Below are 17,904 nucleotides of genomic sequence, written 5' to 3'. Positions count from 1 at the left end.
GCCCCAAGAGTTGCCCCGCCATCGCTTTAAAGTTGAGATCGTGTAAATATTCGAAAAGTAAGAATCGTTCGCAATATATAACGCTACCGTGTAACTACGGTAATGTAGCGGGGCGTTTTTGGACATGTGCAAGCGTCGCCGCACAGATAAATATAAGTATATACGTTTTTTACGCCTACCCGCGCTAATGAAAACGTTGATTAATTGACGCCGAATAAGAAGGAATTTCGAATGAGTGAGCAAACTGTATCCCCCGACGATTGGCGCAGTGTTATGGGGTATTTCGCCTCTGGCGTTACTGTTGTCACCGGTTGGGACGGCAACGAACCAGTTGGCACGACTGTCAGTGCATTTTGCTCGGTCTCATTGACCCCCCCGCTTCTCTTGGTGTGTCTTGATCACAAAAACCCCGCACTTGCCCCGATCAAAGCCAAGGGTCATTTCGGCATCAACATCCTCGGTGCCGACGGCATGGACGTCGCCATGCGTTTTGCGACACCTATGGAAACCAACCGTTTCGAGGGATTTGACTTTGTCCATGATGAGACCGGTGCCCCCCGTCTTTCTGGCGCACCAGTATTCATCGATTGCGCCCTGCACGATTCCTACACCGTAGGCGACCACGAAATTCTAATCGGCCGTGGTCTGACTGTTGCCAAAGACCTGACGTCCAAACCCATGATTTATCATCAAGGCAATTTTCTCTAACCGTTCAACCTTAGCTTACTGTCGCCGTCCGAGACCCAAATATCATAAGGAAACACCATGACCATTGCCGTAGTGGGTAGCACCAATATCGATCTAGCGATTCGCGTACCGCATATTTGTGCGAAAAATGAAACGGTAATCGGCACCGGAAGCTACGAAATATTTGGTGGCGGCAAAGGTGCAAATCAAGCCGCTTCTGTCGCTGCGGCGGGCGCAAAAGCAAATTTCATCAGCAAAGTTGGTGATGACGCCTTTGGCGAACAGTCCATGAAGGGACTGATTGATGGCGGCGTTGATTGCTCTTATGTCATACGCGACGCGAACAGCTCGACCGGGCTTGCTGCCATTCTTGTTGATGATAATGGCGACAACGCAATCGCGGTTGCCCCTGGCGCAAACGGGCAACTCACGACACAAGACATAACCGCAGCGGAAGCGGCTATCGCTGATGCCAGTCATCTTATCGTCCAATTAGAGGTACCGCTTGATACGGTACGACATGCAATCAAAATTGCCGCAAAACACGGAACGTCAGTTATATTTAACCCGGCACCCGCGCCAGCACCTGGCGAAGATTTTGGGCCAGTGACTTATTTTACGCCAAACGAAGTTGAAGCGGCATCACTTTCGGGGATCGCTGCTGATAACGAACGCAGCCTTGATGCGATTACCGATACTTTTTTTGATCGCGGCGTTGAAAACGTCATCATAACGCTTGGCGCACGCGGTTGTTTTGTACGCTCACGCGACGAACGCCTGTTTATTGATCCCTATAAAGTGGACGCAGTTGATACAACCGGCGCTGGCGATACGTTTAACGGTTTTTTTGGCGCCGCGTTATCCCGTGGGGAACAGTTAGGTAAAGCTGCAAAATATGCATGCGCGGCAGCGGCATTGGCTGTTACGCGACCAGGTGCACGCACCAATCTTCCGACCCATGACGAAGTTATTGAATTCATGGGCCGGATGGCGCGATAATTTAATCGCGATCAAGCATGAACGCAGCAGCAGTGGTCGCACTACCGCCAAGGTTAAGCATACCGAAGCGTTTTGCATTGGTGACCTGATAGTCGCCCGCCCGTTCGGTCACTTGCTTCCAGCAATCTAGCATCATCCGAACACCCGTGGCACCAACCGGATGTCCGCAGCCGATTAATCCTCCAGACGGATTAATCGGTAACTTCCCGCCCAATGCGATGTCGCCTCGCTCGATCGCCTTCCAACCCTCTCCCGGTGCAGTCAGGCCGAGGTGGTCAATCGCCATATACTCGGTCGGCGTAAAGCAATCATGCACTTCAACACCGTCATAATCATCAGTGGTTGTAATCCCTGCCCGTTTATACATATCGAGAATGGCTGAACGAACATGCGGGAAAACATATTCTGCATCATGACTTTCAGCCAATTTTTCATTGAGACCAATGTGGGCGGTCTTGTGCCCCCACCCTGAAATACGTGGCGCGTCATCTAATGTTCTGCCCGCGCGAGCGACTATTTCGGCAGCTTTTTCATCGCTTGCCAAAAATACAACAGCACCACCATCTGTCATTTGGCTGCAATCATGCTTTCTGATCATTCCATCAATCACCGGATTAACGTCATCATCAGCAGTGAAACTAGCGTCTTCGAACCCCCATTTACGCGTTTGCGAATTTGGGTTTCGTTTTGCGTTCTCAAAGTTGATCTTAGAAATCGCCGAAAGATGTTCGCGCTTGAGGCCATAACGGCGCTCATATTCTTCACCGAGCTTTCCAAACATGTGTGGCCACGGGTATTTTACGCCGACGCATTCACGCCCAGCCCACATTGCCGGTGGTCCAATATAGGCCGCCGCTTGTGTCCCGGGTACATTCCGCATCATTTCGATACCAAGCACCGCAACAAGGTCATAACGCCCCGCTTCGATTTCGGCCATGGCTGACAACATCGCCATACTTCCCGATGCGCACGCTGCCTCGTGACGCATGGCGGGCGTGCCCGCCATTTCCGGCGCGGCGGCTGTGAAAAAACCGCCCAAATGACCCTGATCGCAAAACAGCTCTGCGGTGAAATTACCAACATGGGCACTTTCAACCTCACCCGGCAAAACATGAGCCGCCTCAAAACCGCCTTGTAACGTTTCAGTAAAAAGCGCCGTTAGGTCTTTTTCTTCTCGCGCCCAATTTTTAGAAAAATCTGTCTGAAAGCCACCAAGTACACGAACGTTCCGGGTCATGACGAATCCTTACCTTGTATATACTTTACAATTTATGCTTGTTTAGTCTGCTGCAGAAATGTCAGCCCATCCCAATAGTCTTGGCGCCCTGCCACGAGACCATCGCGAACCTCAACAACCATGACACCCGGTATGTCGATTGGGTGGCCGTCGCTTTCAGCGCGCATCCGATAGGTGATCGCTACTTTTCCGCCATTTTCGATAACATCAACCGGCTCGTATTTAAGCCCGACAAAACTTCCGAGGAACCCTTTTAGGCGGCCACGATAAACCTCACGTGTCTCGCACCCTTTTCCCAAGGCACCGGTTTGAGTGTTGACAAAATCTTCAGTCACATTGGCCGCGACCTGATCGGGATCACCAGTTGCGAATGATGCCATATAGCGAAGAGCAACCGCTTTTGTTGATTTATCTTCTGACATTTTTAGCCCGCCTATTTTTTAATACTCATGGTCACAGGCATCCATTTCGTCATATCACGAATGAATGTATTTAATTGTTCTCCGGCGTAATAAACCGCGTCCTCACCCAGCAAAAGATGTGTCGGTGGCGTCTCATCCCCCAGAGCGTTCACGATTGCCTTAGCCGCTTTAGCCACATCCCCACCATAGCTGCTAGTGTCCGCCAGAACTTTTCGCGGCAGCTCTGTAACCGTGCCTTTATATGCGTCGACCTGGCGTTCTGCTGTCACCAAAGAGCGCTTGCCAAAGTCGGTTTCTATGGCTCCGGGTTCTATATTTGTGACTTTAATGCCAAATTCAGCGACCTCCTGCGCCAATGTCTGTCCCAAGCATTCCAGCGCATACTTACTGGCACCATACGCCGCAGAGCCAGCCCAAGGCGCAAGTCCGCTCACGGATGTAACATTCACGATCTGTCCCGAACGACGCTCTCGCATTTTCGGCAACACAGCCTGCGTAACCGAGAAAGCACCAAAAAAATTGACCTCAAAAACCCGGCGCAATTCCTCTAGCGAAACCTCTTCGACCGCGCCAATTAGGCCAAAACCTGCATTATTGACCAATACATCCAAGCCGCCCGTGCAGGCCTCGGCTTCGAGAATCGCACCCGGAATTTTGTCACTATCTGTGACATCAAGAAGAATACCAAACGCGTTTTCCGCATGGAGCGATTGAAACGCCTCTTTGTCTTTCTCGCTTCTCACGGTGCCGACAACTTTGTCACCTGAAGCCAGCACTTCCTTTGCTAAGGCAAGACCGATTCCGCTACTAACGCCAGTAATCAACCAATTTTTCATAATACCTCTATTTTCTTCGTGTACATATTACTTTTTCAACTTATCGATTTCACGTAAATCAGATTTCAGAACCTTACCGTAATTATTTTTTGGTAGCTCCTCGACAAAAACATAATGTTTTGGCCGTTTAAACCGAGCTATTTCACTAAGGCACAAGGCATCTAATTCCGCCGGTTCTGGCCGGGCACCCGAACGTGAGACAACATAGGCAATAACAATCTCGCCCCAATCATCATCCGCACGTCCGATGACAGATGCCTCTATGACGGCATCATGCTTGAGCAAAACCTCTTCGACTTCGCGCGGGTAGATATTCGTACCGCCAGAAATGATCAGATCCTTAGCGCGATCTTTCAGTGTTAAATAACCGCCCTTATCAAAAACACCAAAGTCCCCCGTATGAAGCCAACCATCGCGAATTGTATCTTTCGTAGCTTCCGGGTTTTTCCAATATTCGTGCATAACCGTGGCACCGCGCACGACCACCTCGCCCACTTCACCAGCTAGGAGAAAATTACCACATTCATCAACCACTCGAACATCAACCGCGCTTTGCGCGATGCCAACCGAACTCAATCGATTATAACGATCAGGGTGGTTATTCTCACTATGCGCTAGGCTGCTCAATGCTGTGATTGTCATCGGTGTTTCGCCCTGCCCATAGAGCTGGGCCATTTTCGGTCCAAACCGGGTCAATCCCGCGAGGCAATCCTCTAGATACATCGGTCCGCCGCCGTAAATGATCGCTTTTAAATTCGATGTATCTACATCATTAGGGTGTTTCAACAGACGCGAGACCATCGTCGGAGCGGCAAAGAAAACAACATTATGATGATCACGGATTAAGCTGTAAATTTCTTCAACGTCAAAACCGCCACTCTCGGGTATAGCGTGACAGCTCGCTTTCATAACGTGGGCCAACGCATATAGGCCTGAACCATGGCTTAGTGGTGCAGCATGAACAATGGTTCGCCATGGGCTTTCTTGATCGACGTCAGCAAAATAACAAAATGACATCGCAAGAAGATTTCGATGAGTAAGAACAGCGCCCTTGGGTCTTCCTGTTGTACCGCTAGTATAGAAAAGCCAAGCGGCATCATTGGCATCACGATGAACCAATTCCAATTCTGGGCTGGCATACATCCCAGTATATTCGGCCGAACCAATTTCAATAATTTTCTCTAAGCTATCGAGTTCAAGCCCACCGATACCGGCGCTTAGACGTGACGACACAACACAAAGCTTAGCCCCGCTATGGGAGAGAATATATTCAAACTCTTTAGAATGAAGCTTGGCATTTATGGGCACCGCCACAAGACCTGCCCACCAACACGCATAAAGAGCTTCGAGATATTCAGGGCAATTGTCGGCGGCTATAGCGACAAAGTCACCTTCCGAAAGGTTGTAGCGATTACGTAAAGCATGAGCAATCTTGCCGACCCGCCCACAAAGAGTGCCGTAATCAACGATTGAACGCGTGCCAACAGCAATCGCCACAGATTGAGGAAACGCGCGCCCCGCACGCTGCAAATGGATCGCAATATTCACGGACTTCTCTCCGTCTACTGATTCTTTTAACCGCCGGAGCGGAATCGCACTTGACGAATATAACCAAACTTGCTCTGATTATGCTAGAGAATATATATATTATGTTATGCATAACTCTTTTGATGGCGAGGATCGAAAATGACCAAGAAAACACCAATCTACAATTGGGATGAATTGGAACGCGAAGTCGTTAGAAAAGGTGTGTCCCGCGCTGGTTTTCGCGGCGACAATGTTCTCATGGTCATGAATTGGCTTGAACCCGGCATGGAAACCAACCCACACAGCCATCCTTTTGAACAGGTAGTTTATATCGTTCAGGGCCAAATGCGCTTTCACGTGGGCGAGGATGTCGTCGAAGGTGGGCCCGGTAGCCTGATCCGTATTCCACCGAACGTGGAGCATTACGGTCACCCCATCGGCGACGAGACAGTCATGAATCTCGACGTATTTTCTCCGATCCGCGAAGATTATCGGCACCTTGTCGAATATCAGGAAAAGGACTTTGAGAGCGATGAGTGATTATCTCGACGTTACAAAATCGCTCCGTCACAAAATCGAAGCTGGCGATCCCGTCATTGGGACATTCGTAAAAACCCCCTCACCGCATATTATTGAAATTCTCGGCGGCACGGGATTAGATTTTATTGTTCTTGATGCAGAACATGCCCCATTTGATGTTTCGTCACTTGATCAATGCATCCTCGCCGCTCGCTCGGTTAACCTTCCTGCGTTGGTTCGAATTCCAAATAAAACACCGGATTCAATTCTACGTGTTTTAGACCTAGGGGCATCAGGCATAATTGTACCGCATATTCAGTCGGCCGATGACGCAAATAACATTGTCAGCGCATCCCGTTATGATGGCGCCGGGCGCGGCTTTTCCGCCAGTCAACGTGCCGCTGGTTATGGTACCCAAAACGCTTGGAGCTATACGGCAAGAAGCGACGAAAGCACTATAATTATTGGTCAAATCGAGGATACCAAAGGGGTTGAAAATGCCGCCAGCATTGCCGCCTCGGATGGTTTAAGCGGCATTCTAATCGGACCGGCGGACCTCGCAAATTCATTAAACGAAAAACAATTTGGCGGGCCAAAAGTAACAAAAGCGATTGATCAAATTTGCGATAGTTTTCGCGATTCAAAAACTGCCCTCGGAATTTTTGTCAGCGATCCAGAAAATATCGCTGACCAACTTAATAAGGGCATTAGTTTTTTCACAGTCTCAACGGATCAGGCGCTATTGCGCAAGGCCGTCACCGAAACCAGTGCTACTTTTCGCAAAATAAGCGATTAAAAAGTTCATCAGTGAGAAGAAATGTCTAATTCCGTTCCCATTAACTCAGTAGTCGCATCATTCCACATTGTGGAGTTTATGGCCGAAGCTGGCGGACCTGTGTCTATCACATTCCTTGCCAACGCCATGGGCACGAACAAGCCAAGAATTCATCGCCATCTAAAAACGTTGGTTTTATTGGGTTATGTTCGCCAAGACCAATCTAGCTTGTATTTTTTAACATCAAAAATACGCTATATCAGCCAAGCCAGCCATGGAATTGTCGAATTACTTACTGTCGCTCGCCCCCATCTGATTGAATTGCGCGATAAAACAAGACAAACAGTCACAATCGGCGAAGTCGAAGCTGACGGCATACGCAATCTCGAGATACTTCGTGGTGGTGGCGCGGTAGAAATCACCTCGAATCCAGGATCGTTCTTTGAATTTTATTCATCCGCACAGGGAAAGATAGCCCTTGCACATGACGAGTCCGGACAATTACTGGATGTCGCGCGCCGCCGCGCAGCGCTTGCAAAATCTGGTTGTGACTTCGACAAACTACTGAATGAACTCGTTGCCATCAAAGATCACGGTTGGGCTGTCGCGCCCGGCGAAGTCATCCCCGGCATTAATGCCCTCGCCGCTCCAATTTTTGACGGTGTCGGCGATTTGGCCGGCACAATATCAATTCTCGGCTCGATCGAACATGTTGCACCAACCCCATCGGATGCTTTGATTCAAGATATTCAAAGCGCGAGCCGTAAAATTTCATCAGAACTTACATTTAAGGAGAGAGTTGCATGACTGCCAGATATGGTATTGCAGTCGACATCGGCGGCACATTCACAGATGTCGTCCTCATTCGTAATGACGGCCAAGCCTGGACCGACAAAACGCTGACGACACACGAAGATTTATTGCAAGGTTTTTTCCGCGCAACTGACCTGGTTTTTGAAAAAGCGGGTATCTCTTTCGAAGACGTCAATGACGTTGTTGCCCACGCGACCACTGTTGTTACCAACGCACTTATCGAGCGCAAAGGGTTTCCGACGGCACTGATCACAACCGAGGGCTTCCGGGATGTGCTCTACATCCGTGACGAACACCGTTATGATATGTTCGACCCTCAGATCGAATACCCAACGCCTTTGATCGAACGCGATACAACGTGGACTGTAGACGAACGGACCTACGCTGATGGCACAGTCGGCAAAACGATCAACGAAGATGAAGCCCGCAAAGTCGCAAAAGCACTTCAAGACAAAGGCATCCAATCAGTCGCTGTTTGTCTTTTGAACAGCTATCTCGTGCCCGATAACGAACGCGCTTTGCGCAAAATCATCAATGAAGTCGCACCCGAGATTTACGTTACGCTATCAAGCGATGTCGCGCCACAAATGCGCGAATATCTTCGCACGAGCACCGCGGCGCTGAATGCTTATACGGTTCCGATTACTCGACCCTATCTCGACGGACTGATCCAAAACCTCCGTGATCGTAAGGTCGATCAACAACCGCTGATTATGCTTTCAAACGGTGGTGTGGTTGGCGCGAATGTCGCTGGTTCCTTCCCGGTTCGGATGATCGAATCCGGCCCTGCTGCAGGTGCGCTGGTCGCAAGTTATTTCGCGGGCAAACACGGTATTGAAAACCTAATGTCATTTGACATGGGCGGCACCACGGCCAAAGCTTGCCTCATCCAGGACGCGAACCCACTGGTGATTGGCGATTTTGAAGTCGATAGACGTTATCGCTTTAAACCCGGCAGCGGCATGCCGATTACGATCCCTTCAATCGATATGATCGAAATTGGCGCCGGCGGCGGTTCTATTGCTCGTGTTGACGATCTCGGCCTTCTAAAGGTTGGCCCTGATAGCGCTGGCTCGAACCCCGGTCCTGCATGTTACGGTCGTGGTGGCGAGAACCCGTGCGTGACGGATGCTGATGTCGCACTCGGTATTCTTGATGCCGATAATTTCCTTGGCGGCGATATGAAACTGGATGCCGATGCATCACGCGCCGCCTTGAAACGTTTGGGCGACAAATTAGGCACCTCGATCGAAGATACGGCCTTCGGTATTTTCAGCGTGGTCGGCGAATCTATGGCCGCTGCTGCGCGGGCACATGCGACCGACCGCGGCGTTAACTATCGTGGCCTCCCGCTTTTAGCCTTTGGTGGTGCCGGGCCGGTACATGCTTGTTATGTGGCTGAACGCCTGGACAGCTCGCAAGTTATTTACCCCCCAATGGCAAGTGTTCTCAGTGCTTTTGGCACGTTGATCACGCCTGTTCGTCTCGACCTTGTACGCAGTGCGGTTACGCAACTCGATTCGATCAAATGGGATATTATCAGTGAACGAATTTCTGAAATGCTGACAGAGGGCGAAGCAGCACTTGCTGAAGCCGGTATCGTGAAAGACGCGATCACCTATCAGTATGCGATTGATATGCGTTACTTTGGCCAGCAAAACGAAGTCACCGTTACGCTTAGTGATAACCCAGCGCAGAGCCGCAACATCGAAGACCTACGTCAACGCTTCGAAGAGGGTTATAAAACACTATACGGTGTTCAACTCGACGATATTGGCATCGAAATTGTCAACCTTCGTGTCACTGCAAGCAGTCTCGATTCTGGCCGCGAAGCCCGCCACAGCCTTCCTAGTGAAGTGGCTGAACCTAAAGCGCATCGTGACGTTTATTACGAAGGTAAAAATACTTCTGTGCCGGTTTATGATCGTCACGCTCTAGCCGCAGGTCAAAAGGTTACTGGCCCCGTCATTATTGAGGAACGCGAAACAACCGCATTTATTCTGCCTCATTGGACGCTGTCCGTTCACGAAGACGGCAGCCTCATCGCGGACAGAAATTAATAGGAGCTAATATAATGGACGGTATTGAATTAGAAATTATGTGGGGCAACCTCGTCAGCATCGTTAGCGAGCAGGCGAAAGCTTTACAACGAATTGCCTTTAGCCCAATCGTTCGCGAAGCTGGGGATCTTGCTACTGCTTTGTTTGACGCTGATGCCAATATGGTGGCGCAAGCGATTACGGGGACACCCGGCCACATTAACTCACTTGGTGCGGCAGCAAAAAACCTGGTGGCCATTATCAAACCAGAAGACCTAGAACCAGGTGACGTTCTGATCACGAATGATCCATGGATGTCTGCGGGGCACTTCTTTGATATCACAGTGTTGACACCAATTTTCCGTAAGGGAAAGATTCTCGGCTATTGTGGCTCAACGATCCACCATACTGACATCGGTGGTTATGGTGTTGGTGCTGGTGCACGTGATATTCACGAAGAAGGCCTGTGGATTCCTGTCCTCAAGCTCTATGAGGCTGGCAAACCGAACGAAACACTTCATCGGATTATTCGCCAAAATGTTCGCACGCCAAATGCGATTTTTGGTGACCTTTCCGCACAGGTTTCTAGTGGAAAAATGGGCGGCGAGCGTCTCAACATGATGTGTGATCGCTATGGCCTTGATGATATTGTCGAACTTTCCGACGAAATCATCAAACGCTCTGACACCGCGACTCGCGCCGCAATTCGTAAACTCACACCCGGTGATTACTTTGGTGAGACAAGCTTTGACGTTCCTGGCGGCGAAGTCATTACCCTCAAAACAAAAGTCACTGTCGATAATGAAGCCGGTGAAATTATTGTAGACTTCGACGGAAGCTCTCCACCGTCGAAGGCCGGGATCAACGTGGTTATGGCGTATACGCATGCCTATGCCACATTTGCCATCCGCAGTATTCTAAACCCCGATCTTCCAAATAATGCAGGTAGCCTCGGACCGATCAAAGTAAAAGCACCGAAAAACTGCATCATCAACGCAGAGTATCCGGTGCCCGTGAATGCTCGTCATGTCGTCGGCATGTACGTGCCGTTTCCAATCCTAAAAGCCTTTGCCCAAATATTGCCTGATCGTGTGTTGGCAGAAGGGTCTGGTGCCGTTTGGACCATTCAAATCCAAGGACGCGATTCCAAAGGCGAGCCGTTTATCAGTTCGATGTTCAACTATTCCGGCGGTATGGGTGCACGCGCTGGCAAGAATGGTCTTTCCGCAACATGCTATCCAACCGGGGTTGCAGCCGTACCCATCGAAGTGCTTGAAGCATCAATTCCAATCGAGTTTACCCGCAAAGAGGTCGCACTTGGCACCGGCGGCGCAGGTAGGCAGCATGGTGGCGATGGGCAAACGATCGGCTTCAAAATGCGCAGTGGTAATGAGTGGTTGCTCAATGCTATTCCAAGCCGTCTCAATATTGCCGCCGAAGGGCTCGATGGTGGCGAACCGGGACACGCAGGTTCATTCGAGGTCAACGGCGAAGCCCGCATGAAGGCACAAAAACTGCCCATGGAGGCAACCGACGAAGTCCTCATGAAAACACCGGGTGGTGGTGGCTACGGCTCACCAAACTAATCAGCCGGACAACTCAAAAAAGCACCGAAAGAAATTTCGGTGCTTTTTTTATTACAAATGATCAGAGCGCTACGACTTGATACTGGCTGCGATTTTCGCATTCTCTTCAATCGTGACCCAGTCACCATCCTCGATCATTGCTTTTGTTGCGATCCAAGACCCGCCAACACAAGCAACATTAGGCAAAGCTAAATAATCTACTGCCTTATCCGCGTTGATCCCCCCCGTCGGGCAAAAGAGAATATCGGAAAGCGCAGCATTGAGTGCCTTAAGATGCGCTATACCGCCTGACGTTTCCGCCGGGAACAATTTCAAAGCCGTGAAACCAGCCTCAAAAAGCGTCATCGCTTCAGACGCTGTTGCGACCCCCGGCAGAGCAGGCATCTTGGCACCCTGCATTGCTGCCATCAATGCTTTGCTTGTCCCCGGGCTTACCAAAAAATCTGCACCTGCCGCGCGCGACCTCTCTATGTCCAGCGCTGTTCTAACCGTCCCAATACCGACAATTAATTCAGGTGCGCAATCTTTCATTCTTGAAAGCGCCTCAAGCGCACAGTCAGTACGCAACGTCAACTCAACAACTCGAAGCCCTCCACGTGCAAGCGCATTCGCCAACGGCTCTACGACATCGATATTGGGCACCTCTAGCACCGGGATTACCGATGCAGCATCCAGAACATCCCCTATCCGCAGCATTCAGTTCTCCATTTTTTTGAAAGAAATTTAATTGTCGTCTTCATCACCGAGTCCAAAGGCCATTGCCCCCTCCTCAGCACCGCCAACTAGAGACCGGAAACCGGAAAATAACTCTCTGCCCGATCCGTTTCGATCACCACGCAAATCATGTGTGATTGATTGCCGTGACTCAAAGTCATCGCTACCCACAATTTCCAGAATACCCTGTTCCGCATCAAGACGAATAATATCGCCGTCAGCAATCTTGCCAATCACCCCATTATTAAGTGCTTCAGGCATAACATGGATCGCCGCAGGTACCTTTCCGGATGCGCCAGACATACGCCCATCAGTCACCAACGCCACCTTAAACCCTTTATCCTGCAAGACTCCCAAAGGCGGTGTGAGCTTATGTAACTCCGGCATTCCGTTGGCCTTCGGTCCTTGGAACGGGACAACGGCCACAAAGTCGCGATTTAACTTCCCGGCTTTGAAACGATCAATAACATCTTGCTGGGACGAAAATACGATAGCCGGTGCTTCAATCATTCGATGCGCCGGCTTCACGGCTGAGACTTTAATCACCGCACGCCCGATATTACCGTCAAGAACTTGTAGCCCGCCCGTCGCTGAAAATGGATCTTTAACCGGTCTTAGAATTTCACTGTTTCCCGTCTCGGTCGCTGCCCCACGCCAAGAAATCGTCTCGCCGACAAGTTCCGGAATCTTGGTATATGGTGTTAATCCTGCGCCCATAACCGTCATGACATCACCATGCAACAACCCAGCATCAATCAGCTCACCGATCACATAGGACAGCCCACCAGCCTCATGAAACTGGTTTACATCAGCAGCACCATTTGGATAAACCTTCGCCAATAGAGGAACAACACTCGAAAGTTCACTAAAATCATCCCAGTTGATGATGATCCCCGCTGCCCGCGCCATAGCGACCAAATGGATAAGATGATTAGTAGACCCACCGGTCGCATGTAATCCAATAATTGCGTTCACGATCGACCGCTCATCAATCACTTCATAGAACGGAATAAACTCAGCCCCAAGCGCCGTGGTCGTCGCTGCGCGAAGCGCCGTTTGTTCGACAATGGCTTCGCGCAGCTTCGTGCCAGCATTGACAAATGCCGAACCCGGCAAGTGTAGCCCCATGACTTCCATCATCATCTGGTTTGAATTTGCAGTGCCGTAGAAAGTACAAGTACCTGGTGAATGATAACTGGCGCTCTCCGCCGCCAACAATTCATCGCGGCTAATTTCACCTTTAGCATATTGCTGACGAACTCTTGCTTTTTCATCATTCGTAATACCACTGGTCATCGGTCCTGCTGGTAGAAATAATATCGGCAAATGCCCAAACCGAGCCGCACCAATAAACAGACCCGGTACGATTTTATCGCAAACACCCAGCATCAACGCGCCGTCAAAAACATTGTGAGACAAAGAAACCGCTGTCGCCATTGCGATCACATCACGCGAAAAAAGTGACAAGTCCATACCGGGTTGCCCTTGAGTGACACCGTCACACATCGCGGGGACACCGCCTGCGATTTGTGCTGTTGAACCGATTTCACTAAGCACGCGTTTTATAATATCTGGATACGCACCTAATGGTTGGTGTGCGGAAAGCATATCATTATAGGACGTAACGATCCCAATATTCGGGCCTCCGCCCTTTGCCAACGCCTTCTTGTCTGCTGTATTACATGCAGCGGCAGCATGCGCGAGGTTACCGCATGATACACTTGAACGGTGTGGCCCTTCTGTCGCTGCTGCACGCATCTGATGCATATAGGCGTCACGTGTCTTGCGGCTGCGCTCGCGGATGCGTTCCGTAACACTTGTCAAAGTCTCATTTAGTTGCGCCACATAAACCTCCTTACGGTGCCCAGCATATCCATAAATCTGGTCTCGACCTTAAAATTGCGCGAACTGGCATCTCTTCAACAGGCCCATCTTCAAGAGCACGCATAAGCGTTTGACGTTTTTTATCTCCAGCAATCAGGAGGCAGATAATTTTTGCTCGGCTGATCAAGCTAAGCGTCATCGTTAAACGGTCGACATACGCGCCAGTGACTTCGCTCTTTTTCGCTGAAATTGCGGCGAACGGCGCAGTCTCAGCCGATAAGGCATCTGCCAGTCCGTCAGCATGCGGAAACCATGACGCCGTATGACCGTCATTCCCCATGCCGAGCACGACAACATCAAGCATCTCACCAGCGTTTCCATAACGCTGGCAAGCGGTATCCAACCCCTTTGCTGGCGTTTCTACATCTGACCAAAGCCCTATAATGTTCGCGTTATGCGCAGTATTTTGCCGGAGCGTTTCTTTTATAAACGCCTCATTCGACCCCGGTAGATCCGGTGCCACCCAGCGCTCATCAACGAGCGGCACGGCCACTCTATCCCATTCAATATCACGGGTAGACAACGTCTTATAAAGATCGGCAGGAGTCGAACCACCTGATGCCCCTAAGCTGGCTGTTCCTTTTTCATGTAGCGCAGCACAAATATTCACCTCAACAAGGTCAGCAACGCGTTCTGCCATTTGCTGCCGGGATTCGAACGCTATGATTTCTGGTTTACGCCCCATGATACCACTCTCGCCCGTCACGATCGAGCAGCATTGCCGCCTGAACTGGACCATCCGTACCCGCCGCATAGGGATGTGCAGGGGTTTCATCCTTATGCCAACCAGCCAAAATCCCATCGACCCACTTCCATGCCGCCTCGACCTCATCACGGCGCATGAATAAGCCTAAATCACCTCGTACAACAGCCATGAGAAGGCGTTCATACGCATCAGGGTACCGCGCCTCAAATGTATCAGCGAACGATAAGTTTAGCGGCACGTATCGCAAACGCATACCGCCCGGCCCCGGATCTTTGGTGACCAGCAATAATTTCACACCCTCGTCCGGTTGAAGCCGGATAACCATCCGTGTCGGAGGAATTCCCTCTTTCCCATTCTTAACCAAAGAATGTGCAATTTCTTTGAAGTGAACAATAATTTCTGAATAGCGCTGCCGCATCCGCTTGCCTGTGCGGAGGTAAAACGGGGTACCTTTCCAACGCCAATTGTCAATATTGGCTTTGATAGCAACAAAAGTTTCAGTACTACTTGTTCCGCCCAGTTCTTCCGCATAACCAGGAACAGCCTCGCCATTCGACGCTCCACGATGGTACTGTCCGCGCACGGTTGTTTCACGCACATTTTTTTCAGTAATTGCGCGCAATGCCCGCATCACTTTGATTTTTTCATCACGTACAGTATCGGGTTCTAAATCTAGCGGCGGCTCCATCGCGACGAGACACAAGAGTTGCAACAAATGATTTTGAACCATGTCGCGCAAAGCGCCCGATTTATCGTAATAGCTCGCTCTCGTGCCAGCACCGATTGATTCAGAAACCGTAATCTCTACGTGGTCGATGGCATTGGCATTCCAGACCGGTTCGAAAAGCGAATTCATAAAACGCAGAACTGTCAAATTTTGGACAGTCTCTTTGCCAAGATAATGATCAATCCGAAAGATCGAACCTTCATCAAAAACAGCCCCAACCGCATCATTAATTTGTTTTGCCGAATTCAAGTCGCGACCGATGGGTTTCTCAAGCACAATTCTAGCGCCAGTCGTTTTTATGCCTGCGCGTTTAATGTTAGCGCTAACAGCACCATAAAGGTCGGGTGCGAGCGCTAAATAGAACACACGCTGTTTTTGGCCGGGCTCACCCAGCTTTTCGCACAACGGTTCCCAGTTAGCTTGGTCGCTAACAACATCCAACTCAGTATAATAGAGCTGTGATGCAAACCGCGCCCATTCGTCATCGCTCACAATTTCCTGCGGATGAAATTCGCGGAAACTTTTCAACGCTAAATCCCTGAACGATTGATCGTCATGGTTGCTTCGCGACACGCCCACGATGCGCGACTCGGCTGGGATCTGATCATCGCGCCACCGATGGAAAAGTGCTGGGATTAATTTTCGAAGTGACAAATCACCTGCCGCACCGAAAACAACAAGATCAAAGGCCGTGACCGGAATAAAGTGTGCTGACCCCTTATCACTGGCATTATCAGAAACTGTTTCGACTTTCGGTTTTTCCATAAAACTCTCGATCAACGGGCGGCACCGCATGAACTATTGTGCACGCCAAATATATCCACGATCGTAAGATGACGTGAATCTTCTTTTATTGCGCAAGCGACTGTAGATGCGGACTAAATCCAACGACCGCTAAATCGGCGATACAACAATCGCAACAATTAAATAACCGGCCAAGGACTATGCACTTTAACGCCAGCGCGCTCTATAATAGCCGCGCTCGACTTCCGGATATCAGCCAACAGTTTTTCTTCATCAATACGCGTCGAGCGATAAGCGTCGATAACGCGCTCTCCTTCGACCCAAACACTATGTGCCCCGACACCCGCCGGTGCTTGAAGAATCTGTTCTACAACATCAAATTCCGGGAACCATTCTGGACGATCTGTATCAAAACAAGCGAGATCAGCCTTCATCCCCGGTTCAATCGCACCCAATTTCGATTGCATATTGACGCCGCGAGCACCATTAAGCGTAATCATTTCCAGCGCTTCTGTCGCCGGGAAAACATGCTCATCAACACGCGCATCTTTAAAGAGACCAGTCATCAATCGTGCTGAAGTCAGGATATCAACCAAAACACCATCCGTACCCAGCATAATATTTACGCCCGCCTCGGCCATCTCTGGGAACAAACCGATAGATGTTACACCAAACGCTCCTTTGAGCGCTGCGTGCGGGCAAAATATTACATTAGTTTTTGTATCTGCTAATATCTCGACTTCGCGTTCATTTACATAAGCTGCATGAGTGATCATGACATTCTCGCCCAACACCCCGATGTCTGCGAGATGTTCAATCGGACGCTTACCGGTATTCGCAAGAAACCAATCCGGATCAGACTGATGCGGGCTCATATGGGCTGAAATGCAAAGCCCGTTTTCATCAGCTAAGCGCTTCGCAGCAAGCCAGACTTCATCAGGGTTTACCGTATGTCCAATTAAAAGCGGCCATGCGGCGACACGCGATGTATCTGTTTGTTTGTATTTTTGGGATTGGCTCTCAAGCGTGGCAATGGCTTCATCAATGGTTGCGGTATCGGTTTCGTTAGCGGCGAAATTCCGTCCTTCAACCCAGCCCCCAATTCGCCCACGAACACCCGAAGATTCTATACCTTCAGCCACAGCATCGAGGTGCCGTACCGTTCCCGCTTCAACAAAGGTCGTCACGCCGGAGTGTAGCATCCGCATGGCTGAGCACTGAGCCGAAATTTTCTCATCTTTCGGTTCATGCGAATGAAAAATGGGAATAACCCATTTAGTGAGTACATCCGTAAAATCTTCGCCCGGCGCGCCGCGCCGAACCCCTTGGGTCAAGGGGTCACCAGTAATATGAACATGCCCATCAACAAAACCAGGCGTAATAACAAAATTCCGTCCATCAACTTGATCAGCTGACTGATATTTTTTGGTAATGTCCGATGCCTTACCAACCGCCGTGATCAGTCCGTCATTGATCGCAACCGCGCCGTCACGAATGATCTGACGCGTTTCATTCATTGTGATAATGGTTGCACCGCTAATGAGCGTATCCACGACCATACGCTGACCGTCTGTCGATGTTGTATTCATGGATTTCCTCTAACCAATTCACCGATAACGCACAAAGGCGCTGTTTCATTTGCCACGGCTGGCGGCAAGCATTCCGAACAAAAATTTATAGTCGAAAAAG

16 protein-coding genes are annotated in these 17,904 nt (G+C 50.0%); 7 read left to right on the top strand and 9 right to left on the bottom strand.

Annotated features, from left to right (window positions below; genetic code table 11):
• The first annotated feature begins 231 nt into the window (after nt 1-231).
• The gene (locus ABFZ84_RS09520) at nt 232-708 is read left to right on the top strand and encodes a flavin reductase family protein (protein ID WP_369313780.1); all 477 of its coding nucleotides are present in this window, start codon (nt 232-234) and stop codon (nt 706-708) included.
• Nucleotides 709-765: 57 nt separating this feature from the next.
• Nucleotides 766-1,686: a ribokinase gene (gene rbsK / locus ABFZ84_RS09515; protein WP_369313779.1), complete on the top strand. Its 921-nt coding sequence runs from the start codon at nt 766-768 to the stop codon at nt 1,684-1,686.
• Nucleotide 1,687: 1 nt separating this feature from the next.
• Here the strand turns inward: rbsK and ABFZ84_RS09510 are convergent, their stop codons facing one another.
• From ABFZ84_RS09510 to ABFZ84_RS09495, 4 genes are read right to left on the bottom strand one after another with little or no spacing between them, the layout of a single operon-like run.
• Complete coding sequence (locus ABFZ84_RS09510) at nt 1,688-2,923, bottom strand: acetyl-CoA acetyltransferase (protein WP_369313778.1); 1,236 nt, start codon at nt 2,921-2,923, stop codon at nt 1,688-1,690.
• Between the two features lie 32 nt (nt 2,924-2,955).
• A complete protein-coding gene (locus ABFZ84_RS09505; protein ID WP_369313777.1) occupies nt 2,956-3,345 on the bottom strand; it encodes a nuclear transport factor 2 family protein in 390 nt (129 codons plus the stop codon).
• Between the two features lie 11 nt (nt 3,346-3,356).
• Complete coding sequence (locus tag ABFZ84_RS09500) at nt 3,357-4,181, bottom strand: oxidoreductase (protein WP_369313776.1); 825 nt, start codon at nt 4,179-4,181, stop codon at nt 3,357-3,359.
• Between the two features lie 27 nt (nt 4,182-4,208).
• A complete protein-coding gene (locus ABFZ84_RS09495; RefSeq protein ID WP_369313775.1) occupies nt 4,209-5,729 on the bottom strand; it encodes an AMP-binding protein in 1,521 nt (506 codons plus the stop codon).
• A 138-nt stretch (nt 5,730-5,867) separates the two neighbouring features.
• Between ABFZ84_RS09495 and ABFZ84_RS09490 the strand changes: the two genes are divergently transcribed.
• Genes ABFZ84_RS09490 through ABFZ84_RS09470 form a run of 5 tightly spaced genes read left to right on the top strand, consistent with a single transcriptional unit; the run spans nt 5,868 to nt 11,440 of the window.
• Nucleotides 5,868-6,248 (top strand): cupin domain-containing protein, encoded by a 381-nt coding sequence (locus ABFZ84_RS09490; RefSeq protein ID WP_369313774.1) that lies wholly within the window; start codon nt 5,868-5,870, stop codon nt 6,246-6,248.
• Nucleotides 6,241-7,023, top strand: coding sequence for an HpcH/HpaI aldolase family protein (locus ABFZ84_RS09485; protein WP_369313773.1), 783 nt, complete (start codon nt 6,241-6,243; stop codon nt 7,021-7,023). Before ABFZ84_RS09490 ends, ABFZ84_RS09485 begins: the two co-directional genes overlap by 8 nt.
• A 21-nt stretch (nt 7,024-7,044) precedes the next feature.
• Nucleotides 7,045-7,809, top strand: a complete 765-nt coding sequence (locus tag ABFZ84_RS09480; RefSeq protein ID WP_369313771.1) for an IclR family transcriptional regulator — start codon at nt 7,045-7,047, stop codon at nt 7,807-7,809.
• On the top strand, nt 7,806-9,875 hold the full coding sequence (locus ABFZ84_RS09475) for a hydantoinase/oxoprolinase family protein (RefSeq protein WP_369313770.1): 2,070 nt from the start codon (nt 7,806-7,808) through the stop codon (nt 9,873-9,875). Before ABFZ84_RS09480 ends, ABFZ84_RS09475 begins: the two co-directional genes overlap by 4 nt.
• 14 nt (nt 9,876-9,889) lie before the next feature.
• A complete protein-coding gene (locus ABFZ84_RS09470; RefSeq protein ID WP_369313768.1) occupies nt 9,890-11,440 on the top strand; it encodes a hydantoinase B/oxoprolinase family protein in 1,551 nt (516 codons plus the stop codon).
• 69 nt (nt 11,441-11,509) lie between these two features.
• On the opposite strand, the gene eda is transcribed toward ABFZ84_RS09470, so the two are convergent.
• The 5 genes from eda to ABFZ84_RS09445 form a co-directional block, all read right to left on the bottom strand.
• A complete protein-coding gene (eda, locus tag ABFZ84_RS09465; RefSeq protein WP_369313766.1) occupies nt 11,510-12,136 on the bottom strand; it encodes a bifunctional 4-hydroxy-2-oxoglutarate aldolase/2-dehydro-3-deoxy-phosphogluconate aldolase in 627 nt (208 codons plus the stop codon).
• A gap of 27 nt (nt 12,137-12,163) precedes the next feature.
• Nucleotides 12,164-13,999, bottom strand: a complete 1,836-nt coding sequence (edd, locus tag ABFZ84_RS09460) for a phosphogluconate dehydratase (protein ID WP_369313765.1) — start codon at nt 13,997-13,999, stop codon at nt 12,164-12,166.
• A gap of 10 nt (nt 14,000-14,009) precedes the next feature.
• Nucleotides 14,010-14,723 (bottom strand): 6-phosphogluconolactonase, encoded by a 714-nt coding sequence (gene pgl, locus ABFZ84_RS09455; protein ID WP_369313764.1) that lies wholly within the window; start codon nt 14,721-14,723, stop codon nt 14,010-14,012.
• Complete coding sequence (zwf, locus tag ABFZ84_RS09450; protein ID WP_369313763.1) at nt 14,713-16,236, bottom strand: glucose-6-phosphate dehydrogenase; 1,524 nt, start codon at nt 16,234-16,236, stop codon at nt 14,713-14,715. Before zwf ends, pgl begins: the two co-directional genes overlap by 11 nt.
• A gap of 158 nt (nt 16,237-16,394) precedes the next feature.
• The gene (locus tag ABFZ84_RS09445; protein WP_369313762.1) at nt 16,395-17,804 is read right to left on the bottom strand and encodes an amidohydrolase family protein; all 1,410 of its coding nucleotides are present in this window, start codon (nt 17,802-17,804) and stop codon (nt 16,395-16,397) included.
• Nucleotides 17,805-17,904: the final 100 nt, after the last annotated feature.

Source organism: Hyphococcus lacteus (assembly GCF_041058985.1).
Lineage (GTDB): Bacteria > Pseudomonadota > Alphaproteobacteria > Caulobacterales > Parvularculaceae > Hyphococcus > Hyphococcus lacteus.
Note: the sequence above shows the minus strand (reverse complement) of the source record. Positions and strands in the feature narration are given on the sequence as shown.